This window comes from Nocardia sp. NPDC056611 (assembly GCF_042792755.1).
GTDB lineage: Bacteria > Actinomycetota > Actinomycetes > Mycobacteriales > Mycobacteriaceae > Nocardia.
This window is the reverse complement of record NZ_JBHTVV010000001.1, coordinates 1,584,267-1,610,516: the sequence shown is the minus strand read 5'-3', so window position 1 is coordinate 1,610,516 and position 26,250 is coordinate 1,584,267. Positions and strand designations below refer to the sequence as shown.

Genomic DNA, 26,250 nt, shown 5'->3' with positions numbered 1-26,250 from the left:
CCCAACCCCTATTGTGATCACACCCCCCACCACCCCGTCGGCGCGTCCGAGGCCACGCCCGCTGCGGGGGGGGGGGGGGCCCCCGCCCCGCGACCGCCGTCGCGACTCCGACGCTAGTGCGAGGAGATGCCCGCCGAGAGGGTGCTGAGGACACCGTCCGCGTACCCGCCGCCGAACGCGCTGCCCAGGCTCGCGCCCAGGGCGGTCAGGCCCACCGACCCGGTGCCCACCGCGTTGCCGAGCTCCGAGGCCGAACCGGACGTGACGGGCAGGTCCACCGGGGCGGCCGGGGTCAGCGGAATCCCGTCCGCCGCAGCCGTTCCGATGCCGGCCCCGAGCAGCGCCGCCGACGCGATGCCCACAAGAATCGTTCGTTTCATAAACTGTCCCTCTTATCCAGGTTGTCGGAGCGGGACGCGGTCGTCCCACTCCGCGGGCCAGAGCATATGAAATATCGCTAATTCACATGGGCGTTTTGGACCGTTTGGTATCCCACCCACAGTCGATCCCGGACGGCGGTTGTGAATAGTCCCGATTAGCGAATAAATCGCCGGGAAGCACTGGGGCGACGCGATTTCCGCGAACCACAGTGTATGGCGGTATGAACACCCGACGCGGGATCTTTGCCGATGGCAACCAATACGACCCGGGGCACGAAAAAGCCCGGGCCTGGGCCCGGGCTTTTCGGAGTGGACTCGAACTCAGCGCGTCACGAGGGTCCTCAGCGCGTCACGATGGTCGCCGAACCGTGGCCGAACAGGCCCTGGTTCACCGCGATGCCGGCGCGGGCGTTCTCCACCTGACGGCCGTCGGCCTGCCCGCGCAGCTGCCAGGTGAGCTCGCAGATCTGCGCGATGGCCTGGGCGGGGATGGCCTCGCCGAAGCAGGCCAGACCGCCGGAGGGGTTGACCGGGACGCGGCCGCCCAAGGTGGTTGCGCCGCTGCGCAGCAGCGCCTCCGCGCCACCGACCTCGCACAGGCCGATGTCCTCGTACCAGTCCAGCTCCAGGGCGGTGGACAGGTCGTAGACCTCCGCCATCGACAGGTCCTCGGGGCCGATACCGGCCTCCTCGTACGCGGCGTGCGCGAGGGAGGACCGGAAGGTGTGCGGCGGCGGCTCGACGGCCAGGGCCGAGTCGGTCGCGAAGTCCGGCAGGTCGAGCACGGTCTTCGGGAAGACCGGGGTGACCGTCGACAGGGCGCTGATCCGGACCGGGTCGGCGATGCCGTGCTTGCGCGCGTAGTCCATCGAGGTGAGGACCAGGGCCGCGCCGCCGTCACTGGTGGCGCAGATGTCCAGCAGCCGCAGCGGATCCGAGACGATGGCCGAGGCGGCGATCTCCTCGACCGACACCTCCTTGCGATAGCGCGCGTACGGGTTGTTCAGGCCGTGGCGGGCGTTCTTCACCTTGACCGCGGCGAAGTCGTCGAGCGTGGCGCCGTGCAAGGCCATGCGGCGGCGGGCGTACAGCGCGAAGTAGATCGGGTTGGTCGCGCCGAGCAGGTGGAAGCGCAGCCAGTCCGGATCGTCGCGGCGTTCGCCGCCGACCGGCTGGAAGAAGCCCTTCGGGGTGGTGTCGGCGCCGATCACCAGCGCCACATCGGTGAGCCCGGCCAGGATCTGGGCGCGCGCGTTGGCGATGGCCTGCGCACCGGAGGCGCACGCGGCGTAGCTGCTCGAGATGCGCGCGCCGGACCAGCCCAGCGCCTGGGCGAAGGTCGCGCCCGCGACGAAGCCCGGGTAGCCGTTGCGGATGGTGTCCGCGCCGGCGATGTAGCCGACGTCCTCGTGCTTGATCCCGGCGTCGGCGAGCGCGGCGCGGGCGGCGACCAGTCCGTACTCGACGAAGTTGCGTCCCCACTTGCCCCACGGGTGCATGCCCGCACCGAGGACGGCGATATCGCGATTCGTGTCAGTCATTGACCGGCCTCCACTTCCACACCGTGTGCTCCGCCTCGTCGTCCTCGTACAGGGTGCCGATGGCGAGTTCGACGGGCATGCCCACGGCCAGGTCGTCGACGGTGAACCCGCGCACCACCTGTCCGAGAATGACCATCTTCTCGACCTCGAGCTCGACGGCCGCGATCACGTACGGCTCGAACGGGTCACCCGAGACGTACGGGGCGGGCGGCTTGTACCGGGCATCCGCGTACGACCAGATCCGGCCACGGGTGGAGAACAGGTAGTCCTCCAGCTCGGAGCCGTCTTTCGGGCCCGCGCACCGGGGGTTCCGGCAGGCGAGGGTGTTCTTCGGGAAATACGGTGTGCCGCACTCCTTGCAGCGGCTGCCGCGCAGCCGCGCCACACCGTCATCCGCAGTGAACCAGTCGGCCACGGCGGGGCGTTGTTCTTTCTGCACAAGCCCGACGGTATAGGAACACGTTCTACTTTGGGGGCGAATTCCCCACGCGCGATCCGCCCCCGGAGGTACGGTGAACCCTCGGATTGAGGAGTAACCCACCGCGATGGCCACCAAAGCTATTGACCCGCAGTCGATCCGCAACGTGACGCTCATCGGCGACCCCGCCGACACCACCCGACTGCTGCACCGCCTGCACGGCTCCGCCCACCCCGCCCCCGAGCTGCGCTGGTCCGCCGACCGAGCCGATCACACGATCCGCCTGTGCGAGGTCTCCAGCCACGCCCCCATCCCGATCCTGCAACGCGCCATCCGCGTCGCCGACAGCGTCATCGCCGTCGTGAACGCCGCCGAAACCAACGCGCCCCGCCTGGAGACGATCCTCCAGATCGCCGACGACCACCAGGTCGCGCGCCTCTGCCTCGTCACCTCCCTGGATCACGCCTCCGCCAACTTCCCCCGCTGCCTGCGCACCATCGCCGACATCCGCGGCGCCATCCCCCTGCCCCTCCAACTCCCGCTGGGCGCCGGCCCCACCTTCGAAGGCGTCATCGACCTGCTCCCCCTCTGGGCCCTGGAACCCCTGGCCGCCGAAATCTACGGCCCCCATTGGAAGTCCGCCGAACACGGCTACCGCGCCCTGATCCGCACCCTCACCGAGGATACCGAGAACTCGACTCCCACCGACCTCACCCTCGACCACCTGCACCACCGCATCCGCTCCCTCACCCGCCTCGGCGACGTGGTCCCGATCCTGTGCAGCGCCACCCCCCGAAGCAACGACACCGCCCCGCTTCTGGACGCCATCGTGCGCTACCTCCCCTCCCCACTCGACGTGTGCCAACCGGAGCACGCCCTCGATTACTGATCCGGGTCACATCAGGCGGTGCGCCAGATCAGCGACCGCCGTGCCGTCATAGGCCTCCAACAGGCCGCGCAAGTTGGCGAGAGCCTTCCGATGCCGCTCCGGATCGATACCGAGTCGCGTGACGCCGTGCTGCCAGGCTTCGTCGTCATCGACGGCCTCGGCCAGGATTCGCAGGCCGTGCTGCTCGGCGTCGTGCCGGTTCAGAAATGGTTGCAGCGCAGGCCATCGGGCGATGATCTCGGCGAGCACCACGAGATGCCGGGCTCGGTCGATGCGCGCCACCGGATCGTCGATCGGGTCGCTCGCCGACAACACCCGCTCGTACAGCTGCCAGATATTGATGAGCCGCTTGGCTTCTCGAATCGATCGATCGGGCTGGGCAGCCAGGCGCTCGACCAGAAGAGCGCGAACCCGGGGGTGCTTTTCCATCAGCCGCCACGGCACCGTCTGAACGATCGTCCGGCCCGTGAGCAAGGCGCGGGCCGGGGACGTGGCTCGGGCCGGGGCGGACGCGGATTGCGCGACGACCGGCCGCGGACTCTCACTCGCGGGTGCCGCAGGTGCCCGGACCAGGGCTGCTTCGACCGAACTGAACGGTACCGCGAGGATCGCACCGACTTCACCGGTCGCCCGGTCGACGAAGCCCGAGATCGCCTCGCTGGAAATCCTCGGCACGGTGACCGGCAGTTGAACCAGTTTCCGCAGGAACGCCCAACCGATGCTCGGGTCATCGCCCTGCGGTCCAATCCGATGGCTGCCGACCGTTTCGTATGCGCTGTCCAAGTGCGCGGCGACCACCGCCGGATCCACCCCGATCACGAACCGGGCGTGATATCCACCCGACGTCAATCCGGTCAGGAACAGATTCACCGCCTCGAAGACCTCGGAAATCGTTGCCGCCCTGCACCGATCCAGATCATCGATGAAAACGATCAGGCTGTACCCGGCCGCATTGACGTCCGCCATCATTTCGCTGACATCGTGCTGATGCAGATACAACGAACCCCGCGCGGCCTGCCGCAGCGGATCGATCGGCCCGGCTTCCCCCGGCTCCACCGCCGTCGGCACCGACAGTCCCGACATACTCACCGGCCCCGAAAACACGTCGTACGGCAAATAACCGACCGCCCACCCCCGGAAATACCGATACGCCGAATGCATCGCCCCCGCGAGCAATAACACCACCGCGGGCGTCACCGCCAGCACCGCCGCCACGGCCGAGTCCAGCAATCGGAACGACCGCCCCAGCTGCCCGATCGCCAAGGCCAAGGGCAGTGCCACCGTCACCAGCGCCACGCCCCACAGCGGCGAGACGATCCGCCGCCGCAGAGTCCGATACAACGCGTACCGATCCAGCCGCACGATATTGTGCGCGAACCAATACCGTTCCCGTTCAGCCTCACTCGGATACAACGCGGGCTCGACCGCCTCCACGATCGCCTCGGTCAACCCCGCCCAGATCTGCTCCCCGGACTGGTGCGCCCACGGATTGAACCAAGCCGTCACCACGCCGCGCCGCGGAGTGGCCGCCGGCCTCGGCCCGGGCGGTGACGGACGCTTCAACAGCTTCATCGCACCGCGCACGGTCAACCGCCGTGTCCGAACCTCGTCACGCGCTGAGTGATCCGAGCCCGCGTTGACCTTCTGCCGCACCAACTCCATCAAAGTGCTTTTGCCGCAACCCCAAGGGCCTTCGATCGTCACGATGGCGGGTCCGGCCGTATCGTTCTCGGCGGACCTGATCGGCGGACTCACCTGGTCTGCGATCGCGTTGACGAGGACGGTGCGATCGAGCAGGTCCTGTTGTGCGGGAGAGTCCGAGAGCCCCCAGATGCCGACCGCGCCGACCTCCACGGTCCGAAGTTCGATCCCGCGCTCGGGATCCCACATCTTGACGGTGCCGTCGTCGCCCGCCGAGGCCAGGCGCACCGATCCGTCGACGGTCTCCCAGTTGGTCATCGTCCGCAGGCCCGCGCGGTGGTTGGTCAGCGCCGCACCGATGGCGCGGGCGGCCGCGGGGTCCCAGACGCGAATTCCGTCGGAGCCCGCCGAGGCCAGCCGGGCGCGACCGTCCGGACGGACCCACGCGGTCAGTGCGCGAATCGTGCCGATGTGCCCGCTGAGAACCGTCTCGGTGATTGGCGTGGAGTCGAGATCCCAGACGCGGATCATGCCGTCGTAGCCACCGAGAGCGATATGGGTGCCCGCAGCGTCTTGCCAACTGCACAGGGAGTCCAGCCCGCGGGCCTGGTTGATCACTTCTTCTCGAATCAGCAGTCCGCTGTCCGGATCCCAGATCCGCACCGTGCGATCCGCGATGGACACCATCGTCGTCGCTCCGTTCGTGGATTGCCAGCATGTCAGCACCATCACTCCGCCCGGATGCTGAATCGGCTCGCCCACCGAATCACCGGTGGCGAGATCCCACATCCGCACAACCGCCTCATCGCCGCCCGACGCGAGCCGCAGCGTTCCGTCGGGCTTGCGCCAGATCGCGAAGGCCGACACCGACGCGACGTGCGCCACGAACTCCGTACCGATCGGTGCGCAGGTCTCCGCGTCCCAGAATCGGACCCGGCCGTCCAGAGTGCCCGAACACAGTCGCGTGCGGCCGTCCGGTTCGGACCATGTCGCGAGCGCCCAGATTCCGGGCCCGCGGTAATCCGTCGAATCACAGAGCAACCGACCGGAATCCGGGTCCCACACGCGAATGACACCATCCGCACCTGCCGAAGCGAGCCGCGGCTGCCCCGCGCGGGTTTTCCAACTCACCACGCTCCACACTGAAGCCGTATGCCCGGTGGAGATTTCGTACACAGCGGTATCGCCGCCGATATCCCAGCCGCGGATCCGGCCGTCCGCCAGCCCGCTCGCGATTCGAATGGCACCCTGCGGTGTCCGCCAGTGCGCCAACGCATTCACCGCCATCGACGACCCGTGCAGACGCACGCCGGTCTCCCGGCCGGTGGCCACATCCCAGAGAGTGATGTATCCGCCCGAATCACCGGTCGCCAGCAGCCTGACTCCGTCCGCCCACGATGTCATCGCCCACAAGCCCCGGCCGACATCGATCCGCACCGATGCGGAACCCGATGTCGAGAGGTCCCAGATGTGCACGACGCCGGTCTGACTGCTGCCGGCGGCGAGGTACCGCGATCCCTCGGGCCCGGTCCACGTGCACAGGTCTTCGACGCCAGACCCGGAGTCGAGCGGCCCGCACACCAGCGACCCGTCCCGTGGATCCCACACCCGCACCATGCCATCGTCGCCCGCGGACGCGACCAGCCACACCCCGTCCGCCTCCTCCCAGCAGATCAGCTCCGCGACCGGCCCCGTATGCCCCTCGAACGGCTCTCCGATTCTCTTGCCGGTCAACGGATCCCAGATCCGTACCGTCGCGTCGTACCCGCCGGTCGCGACCCGCACGCCCTCGGGCCCGGACCAGCACGCCAGCGACCGCACGCTGGTCAGGTGGTCGGTGTCGAACCGGCCGATCAGGGCACCGGCATGCGGATCCCACACGCAGACAAACCCATCGGTGCCCGAAGACACCAGACGAACCCCCTCCCCCTCCCGCCAATACCCCAACGTGAACACCGCGTGGACGTGCCCGACGAGCGGCCGCCCCACCGACTCACCACTCGCCCCGTCGAAGACCTTGACCGTCCCGTCGGATCCCGCCGACGCGAAATACGCAGTCCCATCCCCCAGCTCCCACGCCAGCAGGTCCTTGATCCCCCCGGGCTGCGCCGGCAACCACTGGTCCGAGTCCGCGCCACTCACCGCCGGCCCCCATCTGCCCCGCGACCGTTGTGCCCACCAGACTACCGACTCGGACCCACCCTCCGGACGACTACGCGACAACTCTCGCGGCACTTCTCCGACTTCACGAAAATTGTGATTACGCAGCAGTTTTCAGGCATGGAGCGACGGTGGCTATTGACATCTGAACAGTGATCAGATGTGATGATGGCCGCGACGTCCGGTACTCGGGAGTACCACCGCAGTACGGTTGATGGCCGCTTCGATCGGTATGGAAGCGGATGAATCGCCGTGGAATTCGGGTGGCGCCGCTGGCCTTTGCGCGTGCAGTCGGAAAAGAAATCCTTGGTCGAGGAGTTTCGCGATGAAAAGAACAGTCGGGCCGCTGGCGATAGCACTGGGGGCGGTAGCGATTTCGCCGCTCGCCGGGGTCGCGCGGGCACAAGCGCCCGTCCCGTTCGTCTTCGATCCACCCGCGGTCTACGCGGGCGGTGCGCTGCCGTGGATGATCGCCTCGGGCGACCTCGACGGGGACGGACATCCGGACCTCGTGGTCGCGAACGCCGTGGGCAGCGGGGGCACGGGGACTGTCGTTGTATCTCAATCGATCCGAGCGGGGCGGGCCCGCCGACTTCGCCGGCCCGCTCGGCGTCGACGGCGGGTTCCTGCCGGAGGCGGTCGCCATCGCGGACCTGGATGCGGACGGCCGCAACGACCTGGTCGTGGCGACGGTCGGCGCGAACGTGATGACCGGCCGGGTCCGGGTGCTGACGAATACGGCGGCGGTCGGGGCCTCCCCCGTATTCGCGGAAGCGGGCGGCTTCGAGACCGGTGCGGTGCCGCAGGCGGTCGCGGTCGCCGACATGAACTCCGACGGACGGCCTGACGTGGTCGTCTCGAACGCCGTTCGGAATCAATGGCGCCCCGGTCATGGTCAACCGCACGCCCGAATATTCTCCGGTCGGCACATTCGACATCCACCCCTTCGACACGGGCGCGCTGGGAACCGAGGGCGTGATCGCCGTCGACCTCGACGGTGACGGCCGAAAGGACATCGCGTCCGCGAATTTCTGGTCGCTTCCGGACAAGTCGGTGTCGGCGCTGAGGAACACCGGCGGATCCAACGGGCACGACCTGGAACTAGGTGCACCTCAGCATCTTTCGCCGGGAACGGTCGGTCTTCAGTCGCCGATGGACTTGCCGGCCGGCCTGGCGACACAGGCTGTTGTCGCCGATGACTTCAACCGGGACGGCGTCCTCGATCTCGCCGCGCCCAGCGGATTCGAGGCGGCACTGAATGTCTACATCAATCGGACACCGCAGCAGACGACGCCCGCCTAGGGCGAGCATCCGATCCCATTCCTCGACGCTCAGGCACACTCCCGGCCACTCCATTTTTGCGTAAGCTGAAGTCGGATTCGCCGTGTTCGAGAAGGTATGACTATGCGTAGAGCAACGGCGCTCCTCGCCGGACTACTGATAACCATCCTCTTCCCCATCGCCCCCGCGATGATTCCCCAGGCTGGCGCGGACAGCTGTACCGGGACCTGGACCATCGGAATCGGTGGTGGTGACAGCGTCCAGTCGGCATTCGCCCCCTATACCGACCGGGTCATCATCTACAGTTCCGCCGCCCCGGCAGCGGCGCTCGACGAAGTCGACCGGCTCTTCTGGTCGCACCGTGCAGAATGCCCAGGCGACCACATTCGCTTGATTGGACACAGTCAGGGCGCGGCCATATTGCACGCGTGGATTACGGCGCACCCGAACGCCGCCAACACGAACGCCATTCTCCTGGCCGACCCCAAGCGTGCCCCCGGTCCCGGCGAAGGCGGGCTGTCCGCGACGCCCGGCAATTCGCTCGTCGGCTACCCCCTCTCCGGCGTGGACGATTGGTTCGGGAGCGTCCCGGTTCTCAGCGTCTGCAACCACGACGACCCGATCTGCGACACCTCGGCCGATTGGCAGGGTTACGCCGCGGGAGCCCACATCCGCTACGACTTCGACGTCCACGACTACGGCAACTGGGATTCCGGAGTCTGGTACCGGTAGCCGGCGGGCTCCGACTGCCGTGCCGAGGAAAAGGTGGGCCCCCGTTTCGGGGCGATACCGATTAACCTCGCTGGCGCACAACGGTTCGGCTCAGAAGGTGGCACTAAGTGATCGGTACGCGGGCGAAGCTCGATGAACTGGCAAAGATCCTGGAGATCGCGGCGGAACCGGCGGGGGAAGCCGGGATCGTCAAACGGGAGAAGAAGGGAATTCCGAGCGTTCGGCAGCGGGTGACCATGCTGCTCGATCCCGGGACGTTCATCGAGACCGGGGCGCTGGCTCGCCAGCCGGGTCAAGCGGACGCACTGTACGGTGACGGGCTGGTGACCGGTCGCGGGCTGATCGGGGGCCGTCCGGTGGTGGTGATCTCGCATGATCAGACCGTGTACGGCGGGTCGGTCGGGGTGACGTCGGCGCAGAAGTTCATGCGGGCATTGCAATTCGCGTTCGACACCGCGTGCCCGGTGGTGACGATCAACGATTCCGGCGGTGCGCGCATCCAGGACGCGGTGGGTTCCATCGCCTCGTTCGGCGATATCTCCCGAGTGCTGGAGAAGCTGTCCGGCTATGTGCCGCAGGTGTCGATCATTCTGGGGAAATGCGCCGCCGGATCGGTGTACGGGCCCATCAATACCGACGTGCTCATCGGCACCAAGGATTCCTACATGTTCGTCACCGGGCCGGACGTGATCAAAGCCGTCAACGGCGAGGACGTGAGCGCCGAAGAACTCGGTGGCGCGGAAGTGCAGGCCAAACGCGGCACCCTGCACCACGTGGCCGACACCGAGGAAGAGGCCTACAAGTGGGCCCGCGACTACCTGAGCTACATGCCGACCAGCTGCCTCGAGCAGCCGCCGATCGTGAATCCCGGCCTGGAGCCGGAGATTACGGCGCACGACCTGGAACTCGACACGATCATCCCGGATTCCGATCGCGCCGGTTACGACATGCACGAGATTCTGCTGCGCCTCTTCGACGACGGCGAATTCCATGAAATCCGTGCGGCATTCGCGCCGAATCTCATCACCGGGTTCGCCCGCGTCGACGGCTATCCGGTCGGTGTGATCGCCAATCAGCCTCTGGTGCTGGGCGGTTCGATCGACGCCGCCTGCTCGGACAAGTCGACCTACTTCATCCGGCTGTGCGACGCGTTCAATATCCCGCTGGTGTTCGTCGCCGACACCCCGGGCGTGCTGCCGGGTCTCGCGGAGGAGGCGGCCGGCGTGATCATCCGCGGCGGTCGCACGCCCCGGGCGATCATCGAAGCCACCGTCCCGATCATCAACCTGGTGGTGCGCAAGTCCTACGGCGGCGCCTACGGCATGATGGCGGCCCGGCAGGTCGGCGCGGATATCAGCCTCGCGTGGCCGACCGCCCGCATCGCGGTGATCGGCGCCGACAGCGCGGTCGACCTGCTCGGCAAACGCCAGTTGGCGGCGATGCCGGAGGAACACCGCGCCGCGGCCCGCGAATTCATGGTCAACCAGTACAACGAGACGATCGCCACGCCGTGGATCGCCGCCGAACGCGGCTACATCGACGCGGTGATCGAACCGTCCCGGACCCGCCTGGAAATCCGCCACGCCCTGCGGCTGCTACGCGACAAGCCGAAGGTGAAGCCGGAATTCAACCCGCGCAAGCACGCCATCTACCCGATGTGAGCCGATGCGGCCCGGTCAGGCGGTCAAGCCTCGCCGGGTCAGCAGGGGTTCGATGATCGGCGGGCGGCCTCGGAAGGATTCGAAGGCCGCCATCGGGTCGACCGCGCCGCCGCGTGACAGCAGTTCCCGGCGGAACGCCTCACCCTTGTCGCGCACGGACGCGGCCTCGTCCTCGAACCAGGTGACGGTGTCGGCGTCCAGCACCTCGCTCCAGATGTAGGAGTAGTAGCCGGCGCCGTAACCACCCGCGAAGATGTGCGAGAAGTAGGCGGTGCGGTAGCGCGGCGGGATCGCGGCCAGGGCGACGCCGGCCTTGCCGAGGGCTTCGGCTTCGAAGGCTTCGGCGTCGACGCCGTCGGTGGCCCCGGCGGGCAGTCGGTGCCAGGCCCAGTCCAGCAGCGCGGCCGCCAGGTATTCGACCGTCCGGAACCCTTCACCGAACTGTCCCGCCTCGAGCATGCGCTCGACCAGCTCGGCGGGCATCGGCTCCCCGGTCTCGACGTGCTTGGCGTAGTTGGCCAGCACCTCCGGGCGCGACATCCACATCTCGTTCACCTGCGACGGGAACTCGACGAAATCGCGGGGCACCGCCGTCCCGGAGAAGAACGGGTACCGCACGGTCGAGAACAGCCCGTGCAGCGCGTGGCCGAACTCGTGGAACAGGGTGCGCACATTGTCCCAGCTGAGCAGGGCCGGTTCGCCCTCCGGCGGCTTCACGATATTGAGGTTGTTGACGACGACCGGCCGCGTGCCCAGCAGGGTCGACTGGCCGACCAGGCTGTTCATCCACGCGCCGCCCCGCTTGGACGGGCGGGCGAAGAAGTCGCCGAGGAACAAGCCCAGCCCGGAGCCGTCGGCGTCGAAGACCTCGAACACCCGGACTTCGGGGTGATAGCCGAGCAGATCCGGGCGCTCCTGGAAGGTGACGCCGTACACTTCACCGGCCGCGAAGAAGACGCCGTCCCACAGCACCCGTTCGAGCTCGAAATAGGGACGCAGCGCCTCGGCGTCGACCGAGAATTGTTCCGCGCGAATCCTTTCCGACCAGAACTGCCAATCCCAGGAGCGAAGCTCGTCGTCGTCGCCCGCCGCGCGCATGGCCGCGGTGAGTTCGCCCTGTTCCCGCTCGGCATTGGCCACCGCGGGCGGAACGAGCTGCGCCAGCATCTCTTCCACCGCGTCCACCGTCTTCGCGGTCTGATCCTCGACGACGTACGCCGCATGATCGGAGTACCCGAGCAGCGCCGCCCGCTCGGCCCGCAATGCCGCCATCCGCACCGCCAGCTCGGCATTACCTCCGTCGCCGAACCCGCGCCCCAGTGACGCCGCCATCATGCGTTCCCGCACGTCGCGGTCGGCCAACTCGGCCAGCACCGGCTGGTTCGACACATTCTGCAAGCTCAACGCCCACGCCCCCGCGTGCCCGAGCGCCGCCGCGTTCTCGGCCGCGGCCGCCATCGCCGCGTCCGCGAGCCCCTCGACCTGTTCCGCCCGATCCAGAATCAGCGCCGCGGCGTTGGTGTTGGCCAGATTGTTCTTCTTGAACAGCGTCGACGCCGACGCGAGCTCGGCATTCAACTCCCGCAACCGCGCCTGCTGCCCCGCGTCCAGCCGCGCCCCCGCCCGCACGAACCGCAGCCGATACCGTTCCAGCAGCCGCACCTGCTCCGCGTCCAGGCCGAGCTCCCCCTGCCGCTCGTACAGCTCCTCGATCCGCTGGAAGAGCTCCCCGTCCAGCAGAATCGAGTCCTCGTGCGCCGCCAGCCGAGGCGACACCTCCGCCTCGATCGCCTCGGTCCGCTCCGTCGAATCCGACGACGCGACATTGAAGAACACTCGCGACACCCGCCCCAGCAGTTGCCCCGAGAGCTCCAGCGCCTCAACGGTATTCGCGAACGTCACCTCCCCCTGTCCCGCCGTGATCCCCGCAACCTCGGCCAGCTGCTCCGCCATCCCCCGCTCGAACGCGGGCAGATAATGCTCGTCCCCGATCTCCGCGAACTCCGGAAGCTCATACGGCAGCACACTGCGCTCAAAGAAGGGATTCCTCGACATACGCGCCACCCTACGTACTCCCCACCCCCACCGCCCATCCGTAAGTAGTCGACCAGCAGAAATACCGGAAACTACGGATTCCTGCCCGGCCGCGACACCCCACTATGGATATCAGCAAGTACTTGGCAACACCGTCACCCCCATTCGGCGGAGTCGCCCGACAGATCTCGCCAATGACGTCGAGATCAGGCTCGAAGAAGCGCCGCAGTCGTCCGACCAACCGAATGGGGTTGTCACATCCTCAGCTCACCGTCCGTGGTCAGGCTTCCAGTCTGGCTCGGATGGTGGCGAGGCGTTCCCGGAGTTCGGATTCGTCGATGACGCCGCGGACCACCAGCGAGTGCGCCAAGGCGACGAGCTGGTTTTCCGGGTAGGGCAGGTCGGCGTAGAGGGTCGACGACAATGAGTCCTCTTCGTCGCGGCGCTCCTTGAAATCAGGGATATTCGCCGCGCAGGCGGCATTGTCCAGGGCGTCGCACATGCCGTCCAGGCTGGTCTTCCAGGGCGGGACCGGGTTGCTGACCCCGTATTTGGCGGCCATCCGTGGCCAGACCTGGTTTCGTTCCACGATGCTCTGCAGCGACGAGATTTCTTCCGTGCTCACGATTGCCCGCTTCCTCAGTCGACCGGATGGATGGCCGGACGCGTGTCGGTGATGACGTTGCTCGTCACGCCCACCTTGGGCATCGCGACACCGATCAAGCAGTCGCGCGTGACGATATCGGCGAGCTGGTCTTCGTCCCAGCCGTTGGTTCCCTCCGGCCGCAGCGGCATCACCATGAACCGGTGTTTCTGGTTGGAGTCCTGCACTCGCACCGAAACACCCTCGGGCAGTTCGAGACCGAATTCCGACAGCACTTGGCGCGGCCAGCGGACCAGACGCCGCCGGTAGTTGGGCGTGCGATACCACTCGGGGGAATTGCCGAGGATCGGGCGCGGATAGCACGAGCACAAGGCGCAGACGATCACGTTGTGCACGGTCGGCGTGTCCTCGAGAATCTCGAATGCGGTGAAATCGCTGGGTGTTCCGAAGCCGGTGGGTTCCAGCCAGTCCACGCCGACTTCCCGGCTGGCGGTCATCGGTTCGGCGAGGGCGAGCGCTTTGAACTCGGGGTCGAGCCACGCCCGGGCAACCAGGTGCGCGGCGGGGGTGGGTCCGATCTGCTCGGCGAATTCGGTGAAGCGGCGGTGCTCCTCGGCCGTGAAGATGCCTTTCTCGATGCACAGTTCGCGTAGTGCGATCTCCAGGACTTCGAAGTCGGTTATCTCGTCGACCATCGGCGCGACCGTGCGCGCATGGTCATGGTCATGGTCGTGATCATGGCCGGTCATTCGATCCCTTTCAGCCAACGCTCGGGCAGCTCGGTTTGCAGGGTGTCGGTGCTCGTTCCGGTGTAGCCGTACCACAATTCGGAGAGATTGAACCGAACGACGTAGAACCACTCCGGTTTCGCGTCGGGCCGGTCCCAGGTTTCGTCCTCGGCCGCCGGGCTTTCATAAGCGACAGAGGCGATTTCACCGGTGGCGCCGCGGACGTACTCCGGGGTCCGGGTGTAGAACAGCGCCGGCAGTTCGCGCACCATCACGGTATCGCCGACGCGGAACTTCGGTTCACCGGCGCGCCCGGCGAACACCTGCGGATCGCCCTTGCCCACCGCCTCGATGTGATGCCGGTTCCGTTCGACCCCAGAACCGTCCCCTTCGAACTTGGGGAGAGCCTCGATGGGCCTGCCGTTGAGACCACCCGCATAACGGTCCTGGACCTCGACCATCCGCTCGCTCAACTCGGTGAGGCCGATGTGGTGTTTCTCGACCAGGACGCGCGCCACGGCCAGCAGCCAGCGAGCGTAATACGGAATCCCCAAGTAGATCGCGCGACCAACGTCGACATTGCCCATCCGGCGCCGCTCCTCCGACAGCCAGATCCCGCGCCAAGCGAGCACCTCGCAAATCACATAGGTGTTGTGCTCCCACACCTCGTACTGCTTGTTCTCGTACTTCATCGGCGCATCCGGCTCCCCGCCCACGTCATGCACCGTCTTCATATAGGCCGCCAAGTGCTCGTGATCCAGAAGATCGGGACTCGGCGCGTCCGGAATTTCGGAATACGAAGATTTAAGTCGAGCGACCAAATCCAGCTGAGCGGCCCGTTCCGCTGCACTGCTCATCACGGCTCCCTTTTCCTCGGCGGATAGCAAACCAAGGCCAAATCCGGGCCGCACCACATCAGGTGTAAAGGGAGAGGGGACATTCGCCGACGACGGCGCCCCACAGTCCCAGGCTACATCCCGCACCCCCAAACCAACGCCACAGCTCGTTGAGGCAGATTCCGCCTCCGTCGGATACGAGGCGGCTAACCTTCTATGCATGCGCCTCGCAGAGTTCGGGGACAACGATTACGCGGTCACCGTGGCTGCGGATCTCAGCCAGGCACTGTTCCGATACCGGGCAGACACCGCGATTCGGCGAATAGCGGAAGCGGCCGACCACAACGTCGAGGACATCGGCGAGCGAGCAATCGAAGAAGCTCGCCGCCCATTGCAAGGGCTCGACACGGTCTACGGTGCGGGACTCGTATGGGTTGAGGACCGTACCCAGGCGGTCGTGCTCCTCGATGCAACAAACCTCGACACATATGTCGTCGACCACGACGCCGCCCCCGGCTTCCCAACGCGGCTGAATTACCGATCGGAGATCGGCAATCTCATCGAGGACCTTCTTGGGGGAACCCCTGACGTCTGGGCAATACCAATCACCGAGCCACAGCCCCAGTTCGCCACCGTCGAAACGGTGACCGGCCCCTCACGGACGGGGACCTTTGGTGTCGTCGTGCACCCTCGGTCGCCAGGAACTTGGGCACAGGACCTCATCACAACCGCCGGACATGTCGCCCCTTCCAGCGGCCAGGCAGTGGTCCACGATTCTCAGCGGAACCAGGGAAATGTCGTGTGGTCTCAGGACCCGGCGTGCGCATCCGCGCCGACACCCTGTGTCGACTTCGCGCTGATCGATCCGAAGAACGCTGGTATCACCGCGACGAGCGCGGTCAACCTGGGACGGTCCGCGCCGTCACAGCAGGTTGAAGTCCGTGGCGCGGTTACCAAGGTCGGGACGAGCTACACGATGGGATTCACACCCGCCCTGTATGTGCCCTCCGTGACGGGAATGTGGGCACAGACGTACTTCACCGGCACGCAATGCAGCCGGAAAGGCGATTCCGGCGCACCCGTATTCGAACCAGGCACCAATACCGTCGTGGGGCACGTCGTCGGGGCTTCGCCGCCGATGATGAGCTTCATCCAGGACATCGATACACAGCTGAGGGCGACGAACTGCAAGCTCTAGTGGAAGGACGTCCATGCTCACCACTGTCGTTTGGTTCTGCCTCATCGGTGCAGCCCTGCTCCTCGGGTACTCCGCGTACGCCGCACATTCAGAGTTCGACGCACAAAAGAGTGCTTTGAGAACACTCGATGCGGTCGCGAAAGAGCACCGGTCCGAACCAGGTGCTGGCGGCGCCTTCGAACAACAGGGAGCTGAAGCCCTCGTCGAAAAGCCCATCGAAGCTCTCGCCAAGCTCGCTGAGGCATTGGGCAAACTACGCACGAGCGTCGCTGCACTAGTGCTCGCCTTCGGCCTGATCATGCTCGCAGGAGTGTTCGCCAGCGTCCTTGACAAGATACCCACTGCCAACTGACTCGTTCCGGTACGCCAACAATCGCGCAGGCCCGTCCGAACTCCCGTCGGCGACACCGGCAATCTCCCTGCGCGGCCCAGAAATGCCTGTGGCTCAACCAAATCAACGGAGGATCTTCGGGCTGCCTACGCCAGCCGCTTCGTCCACACGGAGACGTTGTCGGTCGCACCGATTAGTTTCTGCGTGCGGCCCCGTCTGCACCCACGAACCCCGGTTACCGCGAGGAAGAAGGATAGCCATGACCACCGGAAAAGATCTCGTACTCACCCACGTCGCCGTACTGGTCGGCGACCAGCAGCAGGCCCTGGAGTTCTACCGCGACGTGATCGGCCTCGAGGTGCGCCAGGACATGCCGTTCTTCGGCGACGTCCGCTGGCTCACCCTCGGCCCGGCCACCCAGCCCGGCATCGAGTTCCTCCTCGAAACCCCCACCATGAACCCGAACGAGGCTGCCGTCCAAGCCAACCGCGCCCGCCTGGAAAGCCGCGCCATGGGCACCCTGATCTTCGTCACCGAGGACGTGGACGCGACCTTCGAGCGCCTCGAAGCAGCCGGCGTCCCGGTCGAGCAGCCGCTGATCGACCAGCCGTACGGCATGCGCGACTGCGGTTTCGCCGACCCGTGGGGCAACCACCTGCGCTTCTCCCAGCCGCAGGGCTGATCTGTTCGAGGACAACGGGACCCGCGCCTTCTCCGCCGCCCGGGTCCCGCTGCCGCCTGGCATCGGCTGCGATGTTCTGGGATCACATGCTGATCAGGGCTGCGGACCCCAGCCCTGATCAGGTCATCTATCGAAATTCTTTGACTTTCCGGCTAATTCGACCGAGCCCCTGATGACGCTACTGCCCAGACTTTCGTTGGCGGCGAGCTGATTCTCCTGTGGAGACGCGATCGGCTGCGCGCTGGCCAGATCGAGGGCGAGGTCCAGGGTTCGACCGCCCGCGGAGATGTCGTGCCGGATGTCGTATCGGATTCCGTTGAGGGCGAAGGCGAGTGGCAGCTGGGCGACGATCTGTCCGGCATCGTCGGAGACGATGATGGATCCGCCATCGGCGGCCGGGTCACCCTCACCGTCGACGTCACCAACACTGGATCGCGCAGCGGAAAACATGTTGTGCAGGCGTCTCTTCGCGCACCGCGCCGTCGGCGATCGATCGCCCCGCATGCTGGCTCGCTGGCTTCGCGCTGGTGCGCGCGGAACCGGGCGCGACGGTGACCGCCCGGATCGGTATCGAACCCCGCCCCCTCGAGCACTGGTCGACCGACGAGCACACGTGGTCCGGGAACCCGGCGCGTTCAGCGTCCGAGTCGGCGCCGGCGTGGCCGACCTCGGGGCAGCGGTCGAACTCCCCGCACCGCGCGTCAGAGCAGACCTCGAAGGCAGGAAGGCACCGCCGGACACTGGGCAGAATGAATTTCAGTTTTACCTTCCCGTGAGGTCAGGGCGCCGCTAACCTGGAACCCGTCACTAGAATTCATTTCAGTTCCCGGAGGTCGTGTGACTGCCTCAGCCCTCGAAGCTTCACATCCCCAGAGTTCACCGCTCCCGCCCTCGATGATCGAGCGGATGAGCCTGATCCTCGACACGTTTCCCTACCGCACCAGCCGCCTGACACTCGACGATGTCGCCCGAGCCACCCGGCTGCCTCGCTCCACCGCCCACCGGATCATCGAACAGATGGTCCGGGTCCGGTGGCTCGATCGCACCACCTCGGGCTACAGCCTGGGACCGCGGGCGCTGAAGGTCGGCAGCAACGACGACACCCACGCCCTCAGATCAGCGGCCGCGCCATTGCTGCACACATTGATGCTGCGCACGGGTATGACAGTGCACCTGGCAACCCTCTACAGGGGGCAGGTGTATTTCCTCGACAAGATGGGTGGACACTCCGCCAGCAGCGTGCCGTCACGCGTCGGCGCGGCGGCGCCCGCGCACGCGACGGCGCTGGGGAAAGCAATGTTGGCCTGGCTCATGCCCGAAGAAGTGGACCGACGCGTCGCCGGCACGATGACCCGGTCGACCGCGAGCACCATCACCGATATCAACCTGCTGCACAAGCAACTCAGCGCGGTACGCGTCCGACACGGCATCGCGTTCGAGCGCGGAGAATGCTTCGACGACATCGCCTGCACCGCTGTCGCCATCCGCACCCCCCTCAACAGCACCATCGGTGCGATCTCGTTGACCGGCAAGAGCGACGCGCAGCTCGGGCGAGTCGCGCCACCGGTGCTCGACGCCGCGCGACAGGTGACCGCCGCGATCTTTCACTGATGCCCAGTCAGTTCGGTCGGCGATTGAACGCCCTGTTCGACCAGTGGGCGCAGCAGCACCAGGAGCGCTTGACCAATCACCGGTTGGTTACCGAGCTCGACCGTCGTGGCTTCTCGGTATCCGAACCGTATGTGTCCCAACTCCGGCGCGGTCGCCGCTCCCGTCCTTCATTCGCGCCGGCAACCGCTCTGACCGACTTCTTCCGCGTCGACCCGGACTACTTCGGCGACGGCCGCCCGCGGCCGAGGGAACCTGGGACGGCGGAGGGCTGGCGTCGGTCGAGGTGGCGGGGGCCATCGGGTGTCTTTGGGGCGCTTGGCGATAACGGGCGGGGGTCGCGGCGGGCCGTTACGCCATGAAGGCGGCGCCGCCGTCCACACTGATGGTGGTCCCGGTGACGTAGCTCGCGTCCGGTCCGGCCAGGTAGACCACGGCCCGGCCGATGTCGTTCTCGGCATGGCCGAGGCGGGGGATCGACAGGTTGGCGAGGATGCCGTCGAGCTGTCCCGGGTGTTTCTCGAATTCGGCTGCCGCGGCGTCGGATAGGACGAACGGGCAGATGGCATTCACGGTGATGCCGGATCGGCCCCACTCGCGCGCGGCGGCGCGAGTGATTCCCGCGATCGCGGATTTGGCCGCGATGTAGGTGACGAAGTTGGGAATCGCGGTCACTTCGGAACCGGAACGAAGGTTGATGATCCTGCCTCCGTCGACGAGGTGCGGATAGCAGGCGCGCATGAAGTACAGGGTCGCCATCGGACCGGTACTCATCGCCAATTCGATGTCCTTGTCGCTGGTTTCGGTCAGCGGCAGCAGTGCGGATGCCATGGCGTTGTTGACGAGAATGTCGACGGTCCCGAATCTGGTGACAACCTCGTCGACGAAGGCGTTGACCTGGGAACTGTCGCGGATGTCGCAGATCTTGGCGAGTGCGGTGTCGTCGCCGAGCTCGGCGACGAGATCGTCGGCCGGTTTGATATCGGGTATCGCCACGCGGGCTCCCGCATGTGCGAGGGCGAGTGCGATACCCCGACCCACTCCCCCGGCCGCGCCGGTGACGATGGCGACTTTGCCATTCAGTGTCTGCATGCCTGTTTTCTCATTTCTTGTCGATGCCCGGGTATTTCCGGATTTGTGCGGTGGATCAGGGGCGGATATTGCCGAGGACGAGGCCGCTGGTCGGCACGCCTGTGCCCGCGGTGACCAGGACGCTGGTGAGGTCGGGCGGCTGGTTCACCGCCGTTCCCCGGACCAGTCGCACCGCCTCCGCGATGCCGTTCATGCCATGCAGGTACGCCTCGCCCAGCTGGCCGCCGTGGGTGTTCAAGGGCTGTGGGCCGCCGGGGTCGAGGTGGCCGTCGGCGAGGAGATGGCGTGCTTCGCCGCGGGCGCAGAAGCCGAGTTCCTCGAGTTGCGGCAGCACCAGGGGCGTGAAGTGGTCGTAGAGAATGACCGCTCCCATATCGCGCGGGCCGAGCCCGCTGTGGTTCCACAGCTGCCGCCCGACCACTCCCATCTCGGGAATGCCGGAGATCGAGGGCCGGTAGTAGGAGGTCATCATGAGCTGGTCGTCGCCGGCGCCCTGGGCCGCACCGAGCACGTAGGCCGGCGGATGCCGCAGGTCGCGTGCCCGTTCCGCGGACACGACAACCACGGCCTGGGCGCCGTCGGTTTCCTGACAGCAGTCCAGCAGGTGCAACGGTTCGGCGATCCACCGGGAGTTCTGGTGGTCCTCGAGGGTGATCGGGCGACCGTGAAACCAGGCCCGCGGGTTGGTTGCCGCGTGCGCGCGATCGATGACCGCGACGCGACCGAAATCCTCACTCGTCGCGCCGTACTCGTGCATATAGCGGCGAGCGAACATCGCCACCCACTGCGCCGGTGTGGACAGCCCATAGGGTGTCATCCACGAGTAACTCGCGCGGTCGGCGCTGGTGTCCACGGGTCGGTCCGCCTGGCCCAAACCGTAACGCTCACCGGAGCGTTCGTTGAATGCGCGCCAGCACACGACGACCTCGGCCAGCCCGGCGACGATCGCCGCGACCGCATGGGCGACGGTGCCGCAGGCCGCGCCACCGCCGTGCCCGACTCGCGAGAAGAACGACAGTTCGCCGATACCGACATTGCGCGCGACATGATTCTCGGACGACGACTCGGCGGTGAAGGTCACCATGCCGTCGACATCGCCCGGGGTCAGTCCCGCGTCGGCGATGGCGGCCGTGACCGCCTCGCAGGCCAGCCGCAGCTCACTGCGCCCGGACGCCTTGGAGAATTCGGTGGCCCCGATGCCGGCGATCGCCGCCGCACCGCTGATGGATGGGCTCATCGTTCGCTCCTTCCGAGCAGTTCGCCGAGTTCCTGCAGGACGGCTTCGGGTCCACCGAAGGTGGCGGCGAGTTGTTTGCCCCAGAGGAAGTGGCGGTGGACGGGGTAGTCGGTGTCGACGCCGATGCCGCCGTGGACGTGCTGGACGCGGTGCACGACGTCGAGTCCGGCCTGCCCGCACCACCATGCGGCGACCAAAGCCGCTCTGTCCGCGTGGTTTTCGTCGGCATCACAGGTGAGGGCCTGCCACAGGGTCAGGCGCATGGCGTCGACGTCGGTCCAGCAGTCGGCGAGCTGGTGCTGCACGGATTGGAACGAGCCGATGGCGCGGCCGAACTGGCGGCGGTCGCGGACATAGTCGGCGGCCAGACGCAGCGCGCCGTCGGCAACGCCCACCTGCAGTGCCGCCACCGCCAGCCGCGACCAGCGCACCACCTCGGTCAACGCCTGCCCGCCACCGACCCGCAGCGCCGGTGTCGATTCGAGCACCAGATCCTGCGCGCGGTCGAGATCGGTCGTCGGCGCGGGTTCCCAGACCAGATCGTGGTTCGTCACCAGATACAGGCCCGGGCCGTCGTCGGCGGTGGCGGAGACGAGCACGAAATCGACGCCTTCGGGTGTCGGGACCGCCGCCTTGATACCCGTCAGTCGCCAGGTGCCCGAACCACTTCCGCCTTCGGTGGGGGTGGCTCGGCACGTCGGTGCGGCCGCGGCGGCACTCCCGTATTCCTCGAGCGCGACCGTCAGTCGGACGGCGCCGTCGGCCACGCCGGTGAGCACGTCGCCGCGGGCGTGGCGGGCCAGCGCCGAGGCGGCGACGATGTGTGCCCAGACCGGGGCGGCCGAGACGGTCCGGCCCTGTTCTTCGAGCAGCACGCACGCAGCGTCCATGCCCAGTCCGGCGCCGCCGTGCTCGTCGGGGAGAGCCAGCCCGAGCAGTCCGGTGCGGCCCAGTTCAGCCCACAGGGTGTCGGAATCGCCGAGGGCAGAGAACAGGTGGGCGGCCAGCGCCTGGACCTCGAGCAGTTCATCGGTGAGTCGGAAGTCCATCAGCGTTCCTCGATAGTGGCCGGCGAGAAGACCGGCAGGCTCAGCTCGGAGTCGGCGTCGAACCAGCCGAGGGTCAGTGGCATCCCGATTTCGAGGTCGGCGACGGCGACATCGGCGAGGTTGGCGATCAGCCGGGTTCCTTCGTCGAGCTCGACGAGCCCCACGATCAGCGGGTAGTCGAAGGCGGGGTGGCGGGGATGGTGGGCCACGACCCAGGAGTAGAGGGTGGCCCGGCCGGTCGCCTGCACGGCGTCCCAGTCGAAGGACTGACACCGCGGGCATTGGGGACCGGGTGGGTGCCGGAGTGTTCGGCACGCCGCACAGCGTTGCACCAGGAGCTGATGCCGGCGTGCGGCGTCGAACCAGAACTGGTTGTCGAGGTTGATCGCCGGCCGCGGGCGGAGCTCGCGGATTTCCGCGTCAGCGCTGTCGGAGGAGTCCTGGTTCATCGCGCACCTCGGGGCAGGCCCAGGGCGCCGGTGGCGACCATGTCGCGCAGGACATCGTTGACTCCGCCGCCGAAGGTGTTGACGATGCCCTGCCGGGACAGTTGCTCGACCTGTCCGTGCAACGCGGCCCGGGCCGCCCCCGGGCGGAGCCGTCCACGGGCGCCGAGCACGAAGCTCATCGACCGCTGCAGGTCGATATGGGTTTCGGTGCCGTAAACCTTTGCGGCGGCGGCCTTCTCGGGGCTCAGGGTGCCGTCCCCGACCTCGGCGGCGAGCCGGTGGTTCATCAGCCGCATCGCTTCCAGCCGCGCGTGGGTGCGCGCGAATTCGCGTCGTACCCAGGGTTGTTCGGCGGCGCCGCTGTCCTGGGCCCAGGCGAGGGTCTCCTCCCACAGCTGGATCATCCGGCCGCCGAGGGCGGCCAGCGCCACCCGTTCGTGGTTGAGCTGGGTGGTGATCAGCCGCCAGCCGCCGTCGACCTCGCCGACGACGTCGGTCGCGGGGACACGGATGCCGGAGTAGTAAGTGGCGGTCACGGTCATGCCGCCGACGGTGGTGATCGGGGTCCACGAGTAGCCGGGGTCGGCGCAGGGCACGATCAGGATCGAAATGCCCTGATGCTTCGGGGCTTCGGGGTCGGTGCGGCAGGCCAGCCACACGTAGTCGGCGGTGTTGCCGCCGGTGGTGAAGATCTTGGCTCCGTCGACGACGAACCCGTCACCGTCGGCTACCGCGCGAGTGCGCAGGGACGCGAGGTCGGTTCCCGCCTCGGGCTCGGTGTAGCCGATCGCGAACACGATCTCGCCGCTGAGCATGCCCGGAAGGAACCTGGCCTTCTGTTCCTCGGTGCCGTACTGCATGAGCGCCGGGCCCACGGTATTGATGGTGACCAGGGGGAACGGCACTCCAGCCCGTTGGATTTCGTCATAGAAGACGAATTGCTCCTCGGCGGTCAATCCGCGGCCTCCGTACTCGGGCGGCCACCCGACGCCGAGCCATCCGTCCCGGCCGAGCATGCGGGTCACCTCGCGGAAGCGCGGCCCGCCGGCACCGGCCTCGGCCACCTCTCGACGTTGCGCCGGGGGCAGGAGTCGGGCGAAGTACTCGCGCAGTTCTGTGCGCAGGGCCCGTTGCCGGGAAGTCTCTCGCAGATCCATGGGTCGTCATTCTGGTGTCGAGGCGAGAACCCGCAACCGGCCCTTCTGCTCACCGGGACAAGGCATTTGGGCGATCACGAGCCATCGGCGAACGCCAAACGGGGCGGCGTCGTCGATGGTCGCTCGACGGCGCCGCCCAAGACGGTGTGTTGTGAAATGTGCCGGCGGGGAACCTACCGTTGCGGGCGCGGGGCCAAGGATCTGGCGACGCGGGGGGCATTGATCAAAGTCCCCAGGAGTGGGTCGGTCTCGGTGTGCGGCGCCGAGGCCAGCCAGGCGATCACTCGGCCCGACGCGTCCGCGGGCGCCCCGGTGAAGCCGCTCGCCTTGATGTCGGCGGTGCCGCCCCGGGCGGCGCCCGATTCGGTGATGACGAATCCGGGCTCGATATTGAACGCGCGGATCCCGTCGCCGCGGTGTTCGGCGTTGATGGCGCCCGCCAACCGGCCGAAGGCCGCCTTCGCCGCCGAATAGCCCAACCCCCAACCGCCTTCGCCGGGCGGGGCCGGGGGATCGACGACGGCTGAGCCCGAACATAGGTTGACGATCGTGCCGCCGCCGGAGTCGATCATCGCGGGCAGGAGCGCCTGGGTCAGGCGGATCTGCTCGATGAGGTTGGCTTCCAATGATTCACGCAGGTCATCGAGATCCAGTTCGAGGAACCGCGCATGCGGCTTGTGCAGAATGGCGTTGTTGACCACCAGGTTCGGGGCGCCCCAGCGGTGCAGCAACTCCACTGCCGCCGCGGTCACCGAGGCCGGATCCGCCAGGTCCATCCGCAGCGGCAACGCACGCGCTTCCAGCGATTCGATCTCCGTGCCGGTGGTGGCCAGACTGCCCGGCACGCCGAAGCTGACCTCCCCTTCCCGCGTCGTGCGGGCCGGCACGGTCCCTTCGCCCTCCACCACGGTGCGCGCGGTGAAGGCGACATCGAATCCGGAACCTGCCAGCACCAGCGCGGTGGCACGGCCGATACCTCGGCTGGCGCCGGTCACGAGCGCTGTGGGACGAGACGAAGACATGGTGTGAAGCTCCTCGAGACAAGGGGACGAACGTCGTTGGGCGGCAACCGATCACCGGTTCCGCCGCGGTGCGGGTTCGGCGACGCCTACACCGTCGGGCCCGGTGCCCGCATCGCCGCCACCGGCCGGGATTCGATGAATGCCACATGCAGGCGGCGGCGCGCGAACAACCAGCCGGCGGGGGTACCGCGGTAGAGGTCGCGGTAGATGATGTGCCAGACCAAGTCGACGTCGCTGCCGTGGCGGCGGGTGAGGTGATGGGCGGTGCACGTGACCCTCCCGACAGCCGTTGCCGGTGTGGGCCCGGGATCGAAGACGGCGCCCACGATCGCGTGGAATGTCACCGGCACGGCGGCCACCGCGACCAGTGCCGCGGTCACCGCGTCGATCCCGGCGTGAGAGACGACCGGATCGAGAGCGGCCGGCGGATTCGGCAGCTCCAGCACCCCGTCCCCGGTGAAAAGCGCTGCGGCCCTGGGAATATCACGCTCGTCGATCGCATCCGCGTAGCGGTGGACGAGGTCCTGCAAGGCGATTCGGTCGTGCATGGTCAGCCCGGTCATGACAGGCCCAGCCGTTCCGCGCAGGCCGACAGCTCGTCCATCGCCTCGTGCAGATCCGCTGTCGGGGTCGGGGCCAGCAGGAGCCGATCGGCGCCCTGTTCGGCCAGCCGGCCGGAGCGGTCGAGGTCGATGCGGGAGACCAGGTGGCCCAGCGACAGCTCCAGCTCCGCGGGGTCGCGACCTGCCTGGGTCGCTGCTTCGCGCATCAGCCCGACCAGCGCGGCCAACTGGTCGCCGGTGACTCCCAGCGGTTGCAGCCCGGCGCCGTAGCGTCCCGCGCGGCGCGCCGCGGCCTTGGTGTGGCCGCCTACGTGAATCGGCACACCGCCGGCCCGGACCGGCTTCGGATAGCACATCGCGGACCGGAAGTCGAAGAATTCACCCTTGTGGTCGACGCCGGTCGCGCCGGAATCGGCCCACAACTTGGCGAGCACTTCCAGTTGCTCGTCGGCCCGTCGCCCGCGGGCCTCGAAAGGGGCTCCGCAGGCCTCGATCTCCTCCTTCATCCACCCCATACCGATGCCGACCCGCAGCCTCCCGTTCGACAACCGATCGAGGGTGGCCAGCCGCTTGGCCAGCACCACGGGATGGTGATTGGGCAGCACGAGTACGCCGGTCGCCAAGCCGAGCGTCGTGGTCTGGCCCGCCAGAAATGCCAGAAGTTCCAGGGGATCGGGAATATCGCAGTCGTCGGGGAGCTCCATTCTTCCCGACGACGCATAGGGATAAACGCTGGAGTAGTGGCTCATCACGACGGCGTGCTCGATGGCGACCAGTGATTCGAAGCCGCACGCTTCCACATGCTTGGCGAACCCGGATATCCACGCCGGATCGGCGCTGGTGCCCGCGGCAGCCGGGGCGATGATCGCGTATTTCATGGACGGCGATGCTACGGAGCTGCGCGGCACCGCAAGTGGGAGCTTTTCGGTGAGCGAGACATCGCCGGTAGGGCCACCA

Annotated in this window: 27 protein-coding genes and 1 pseudogene; 11 read left to right on the top strand and 17 right to left on the bottom strand. The window is 67.3% G+C overall.

Features of this window, described 5'->3' with window-relative positions; translation table 11 throughout:
• Positions 1-113: 113 nt before the first annotated feature.
• The 3 genes from ACFRAQ_RS07370 to ACFRAQ_RS07360 all read right to left on the bottom strand — a co-directional run bounded on the left by ACFRAQ_RS07370 (position 114) and on the right by ACFRAQ_RS07360 (position 2,336).
• On the bottom strand, positions 114-380 hold the full coding sequence (locus ACFRAQ_RS07370; protein ID WP_357278285.1) for a hypothetical protein: 267 nt from the start codon (positions 378-380) through the stop codon (positions 114-116).
• 341 nt (positions 381-721) lie between these two features.
• Complete coding sequence (locus ACFRAQ_RS07365; protein WP_357278287.1) at positions 722-1,921, bottom strand: lipid-transfer protein; 1,200 nt, start codon at positions 1,919-1,921, stop codon at positions 722-724.
• Complete coding sequence (locus tag ACFRAQ_RS07360; protein WP_357098208.1) at positions 1,914-2,336, bottom strand: OB-fold domain-containing protein; 423 nt, start codon at positions 2,334-2,336, stop codon at positions 1,914-1,916. Before ACFRAQ_RS07360 ends, ACFRAQ_RS07365 begins: the two co-directional genes overlap by 8 nt.
• Before the next feature lie 130 nt (positions 2,337-2,466).
• Here ACFRAQ_RS07360 and ACFRAQ_RS07355 point away from each other — a divergent pair, with 130 nt between their 5' ends.
• Positions 2,467-3,228 carry a GTP-binding protein gene (locus ACFRAQ_RS07355; RefSeq protein ID WP_379095267.1) on the top strand — a complete coding sequence of 254 codons (762 nt, stop codon included), beginning with the start codon at positions 2,467-2,469 and terminating at the stop codon, positions 3,226-3,228.
• A 6-nt stretch (positions 3,229-3,234) separates the two neighbouring features.
• Here ACFRAQ_RS07355 and ACFRAQ_RS07350 read toward each other — a convergent pair whose 3' ends face one another.
• Entirely contained in the window at positions 3,235-7,011 is a 3,777-nt protein-coding gene (locus tag ACFRAQ_RS07350; protein ID WP_379095265.1) for a P-loop NTPase fold protein, read from the bottom strand.
• A 232-nt stretch (positions 7,012-7,243) separates the two neighbouring features.
• Between ACFRAQ_RS07350 and ACFRAQ_RS07345 the strand changes: the two are divergent.
• The 5 genes and pseudogenes from ACFRAQ_RS07345 to ACFRAQ_RS07325 all read left to right on the top strand — a co-directional run.
• Positions 7,244-7,576: pseudogene (locus tag ACFRAQ_RS07345) on the top strand (FG-GAP repeat domain-containing protein); the annotation flags it as partial.
• A gap of 7 nt (positions 7,577-7,583) precedes the next feature.
• Positions 7,584-8,030, top strand: coding sequence for an FG-GAP repeat domain-containing protein (locus ACFRAQ_RS07340; protein ID WP_379095262.1), 447 nt, complete (start codon positions 7,584-7,586; stop codon positions 8,028-8,030).
• On the top strand, positions 7,921-8,331 hold the full coding sequence (locus tag ACFRAQ_RS07335; RefSeq protein ID WP_379095259.1) for an FG-GAP repeat domain-containing protein: 411 nt from the start codon (positions 7,921-7,923) through the stop codon (positions 8,329-8,331). The genes ACFRAQ_RS07340 and ACFRAQ_RS07335 overlap by 110 nt, the downstream gene beginning before the upstream one ends.
• A 102-nt stretch (positions 8,332-8,433) precedes the next feature.
• A complete protein-coding gene (locus tag ACFRAQ_RS07330) occupies positions 8,434-9,042 on the top strand; it encodes a cutinase family protein (RefSeq protein ID WP_379095256.1) in 609 nt (202 codons plus the stop codon).
• A gap of 107 nt (positions 9,043-9,149) precedes the next feature.
• Complete coding sequence (locus ACFRAQ_RS07325) at positions 9,150-10,703, top strand: acyl-CoA carboxylase subunit beta (RefSeq protein WP_379095253.1); 1,554 nt, start codon at positions 9,150-9,152, stop codon at positions 10,701-10,703.
• Between the two features lie 15 nt (positions 10,704-10,718).
• On the opposite strand, the gene ACFRAQ_RS07320 is transcribed toward ACFRAQ_RS07325, so the two are convergent.
• The 4 genes from ACFRAQ_RS07320 to ACFRAQ_RS07305 form a co-directional block, all read right to left on the bottom strand.
• Positions 10,719-12,758 carry a M3 family metallopeptidase gene (locus ACFRAQ_RS07320; protein ID WP_379095251.1) on the bottom strand — a complete coding sequence of 680 codons (2,040 nt, stop codon included), beginning with the start codon at positions 12,756-12,758 and terminating at the stop codon, positions 10,719-10,721.
• Positions 12,759-13,017: 259 nt separating this feature from the next.
• Entirely contained in the window at positions 13,018-13,299 is a 282-nt protein-coding gene (locus ACFRAQ_RS07315; protein WP_379095880.1) for a thiocyanate hydrolase, read from the bottom strand.
• A gap of 77 nt (positions 13,300-13,376) precedes the next feature.
• Positions 13,377-14,090 carry a thiocyanate hydrolase subunit gamma gene (gene scnC, locus ACFRAQ_RS07310; protein ID WP_379095248.1) on the bottom strand — a complete coding sequence of 238 codons (714 nt, stop codon included), beginning with the start codon at positions 14,088-14,090 and terminating at the stop codon, positions 13,377-13,379.
• Positions 14,087-14,926 (bottom strand): SH3-like domain-containing protein, encoded by an 840-nt coding sequence (locus tag ACFRAQ_RS07305; RefSeq protein WP_379095245.1) that lies wholly within the window; start codon positions 14,924-14,926, stop codon positions 14,087-14,089. The genes scnC and ACFRAQ_RS07305 overlap by 4 nt, the downstream gene beginning before the upstream one ends.
• A 199-nt stretch (positions 14,927-15,125) precedes the next feature.
• Here ACFRAQ_RS07305 and ACFRAQ_RS07300 point away from each other — a divergent pair, with 199 nt between their 5' ends.
• The 3 genes from ACFRAQ_RS07300 to ACFRAQ_RS07290 all read left to right on the top strand — a co-directional run bounded on the left by ACFRAQ_RS07300 (position 15,126) and on the right by ACFRAQ_RS07290 (position 17,116).
• Positions 15,126-16,103 (top strand): hypothetical protein, encoded by a 978-nt coding sequence (locus tag ACFRAQ_RS07300; RefSeq protein ID WP_379095242.1) that lies wholly within the window; start codon positions 15,126-15,128, stop codon positions 16,101-16,103.
• Positions 16,104-16,116: 13 nt separating this feature from the next.
• Positions 16,117-16,455 carry a hypothetical protein gene (locus ACFRAQ_RS07295; RefSeq protein ID WP_379095239.1) on the top strand — a complete coding sequence of 113 codons (339 nt, stop codon included), beginning with the start codon at positions 16,117-16,119 and terminating at the stop codon, positions 16,453-16,455.
• 238 nt (positions 16,456-16,693) lie between these two features.
• On the top strand, positions 16,694-17,116 hold the full coding sequence (locus ACFRAQ_RS07290; protein WP_379095237.1) for a VOC family protein: 423 nt from the start codon (positions 16,694-16,696) through the stop codon (positions 17,114-17,116).
• A gap of 123 nt (positions 17,117-17,239) precedes the next feature.
• On the opposite strand, the gene ACFRAQ_RS07285 is transcribed toward ACFRAQ_RS07290, so the two are convergent.
• Entirely contained in the window at positions 17,240-17,566 is a 327-nt protein-coding gene (locus ACFRAQ_RS07285) for a hypothetical protein (RefSeq protein ID WP_379095234.1), read from the bottom strand.
• On the opposite strand from ACFRAQ_RS07285, the gene ACFRAQ_RS07280 reads away from it, so the two are divergent.
• Complete coding sequence (locus tag ACFRAQ_RS07280; protein WP_379095877.1) at positions 17,497-17,892, top strand: fibronectin type III-like domain-contianing protein; 396 nt, start codon at positions 17,497-17,499, stop codon at positions 17,890-17,892. The genes ACFRAQ_RS07285 and ACFRAQ_RS07280 overlap by 70 nt on opposite strands.
• Positions 17,893-18,022: 130 nt before the next feature.
• Positions 18,023-18,727, top strand: coding sequence for an IclR family transcriptional regulator (locus ACFRAQ_RS07275; protein ID WP_379095231.1), 705 nt, complete (start codon positions 18,023-18,025; stop codon positions 18,725-18,727).
• Positions 18,728-19,075: 348 nt separating this feature from the next.
• On the opposite strand, the gene ACFRAQ_RS07270 is transcribed toward ACFRAQ_RS07275, so the two are convergent.
• The 8 genes from ACFRAQ_RS07270 to ACFRAQ_RS07235 all read right to left on the bottom strand — a co-directional run bounded on the left by ACFRAQ_RS07270 (position 19,076) and on the right by ACFRAQ_RS07235 (position 26,171).
• The gene (locus ACFRAQ_RS07270; protein WP_379095229.1) at positions 19,076-19,816 is read right to left on the bottom strand and encodes an SDR family NAD(P)-dependent oxidoreductase; all 741 of its coding nucleotides are present in this window, start codon (positions 19,814-19,816) and stop codon (positions 19,076-19,078) included.
• Positions 19,817-19,871: 55 nt separating this feature from the next.
• A complete protein-coding gene (locus ACFRAQ_RS07265) occupies positions 19,872-21,053 on the bottom strand; it encodes a lipid-transfer protein (RefSeq protein ID WP_379095226.1) in 1,182 nt (393 codons plus the stop codon).
• Positions 21,050-22,102, bottom strand: coding sequence for an acyl-CoA dehydrogenase family protein (locus tag ACFRAQ_RS07260; RefSeq protein ID WP_379095223.1), 1,053 nt, complete (start codon positions 22,100-22,102; stop codon positions 21,050-21,052). The genes ACFRAQ_RS07265 and ACFRAQ_RS07260 overlap by 4 nt, the downstream gene beginning before the upstream one ends.
• Positions 22,102-22,551 carry a Zn-ribbon domain-containing OB-fold protein gene (locus ACFRAQ_RS07255; RefSeq protein WP_379095220.1) on the bottom strand — a complete coding sequence of 150 codons (450 nt, stop codon included), beginning with the start codon at positions 22,549-22,551 and terminating at the stop codon, positions 22,102-22,104. The genes ACFRAQ_RS07260 and ACFRAQ_RS07255 overlap by 1 nt, the downstream gene beginning before the upstream one ends.
• A complete protein-coding gene (locus tag ACFRAQ_RS07250; protein ID WP_379095217.1) occupies positions 22,548-23,708 on the bottom strand; it encodes an acyl-CoA dehydrogenase family protein in 1,161 nt (386 codons plus the stop codon). Before ACFRAQ_RS07250 ends, ACFRAQ_RS07255 begins: the two co-directional genes overlap by 4 nt.
• A 173-nt stretch (positions 23,709-23,881) precedes the next feature.
• Positions 23,882-24,730, bottom strand: a complete 849-nt coding sequence (locus tag ACFRAQ_RS07245) for an SDR family oxidoreductase (protein ID WP_379095214.1) — start codon at positions 24,728-24,730, stop codon at positions 23,882-23,884.
• Between the two features lie 86 nt (positions 24,731-24,816).
• Positions 24,817-25,293: a nuclear transport factor 2 family protein gene (locus ACFRAQ_RS07240; protein WP_379095212.1), complete on the bottom strand. Its 477-nt coding sequence runs from the start codon at positions 25,291-25,293 to the stop codon at positions 24,817-24,819.
• Positions 25,290-26,171: an LLM class F420-dependent oxidoreductase gene (locus ACFRAQ_RS07235; protein WP_379095209.1), complete on the bottom strand. Its 882-nt coding sequence runs from the start codon at positions 26,169-26,171 to the stop codon at positions 25,290-25,292. The genes ACFRAQ_RS07240 and ACFRAQ_RS07235 overlap by 4 nt, the downstream gene beginning before the upstream one ends.
• Positions 26,172-26,250 lie beyond the last annotated feature (79 nt).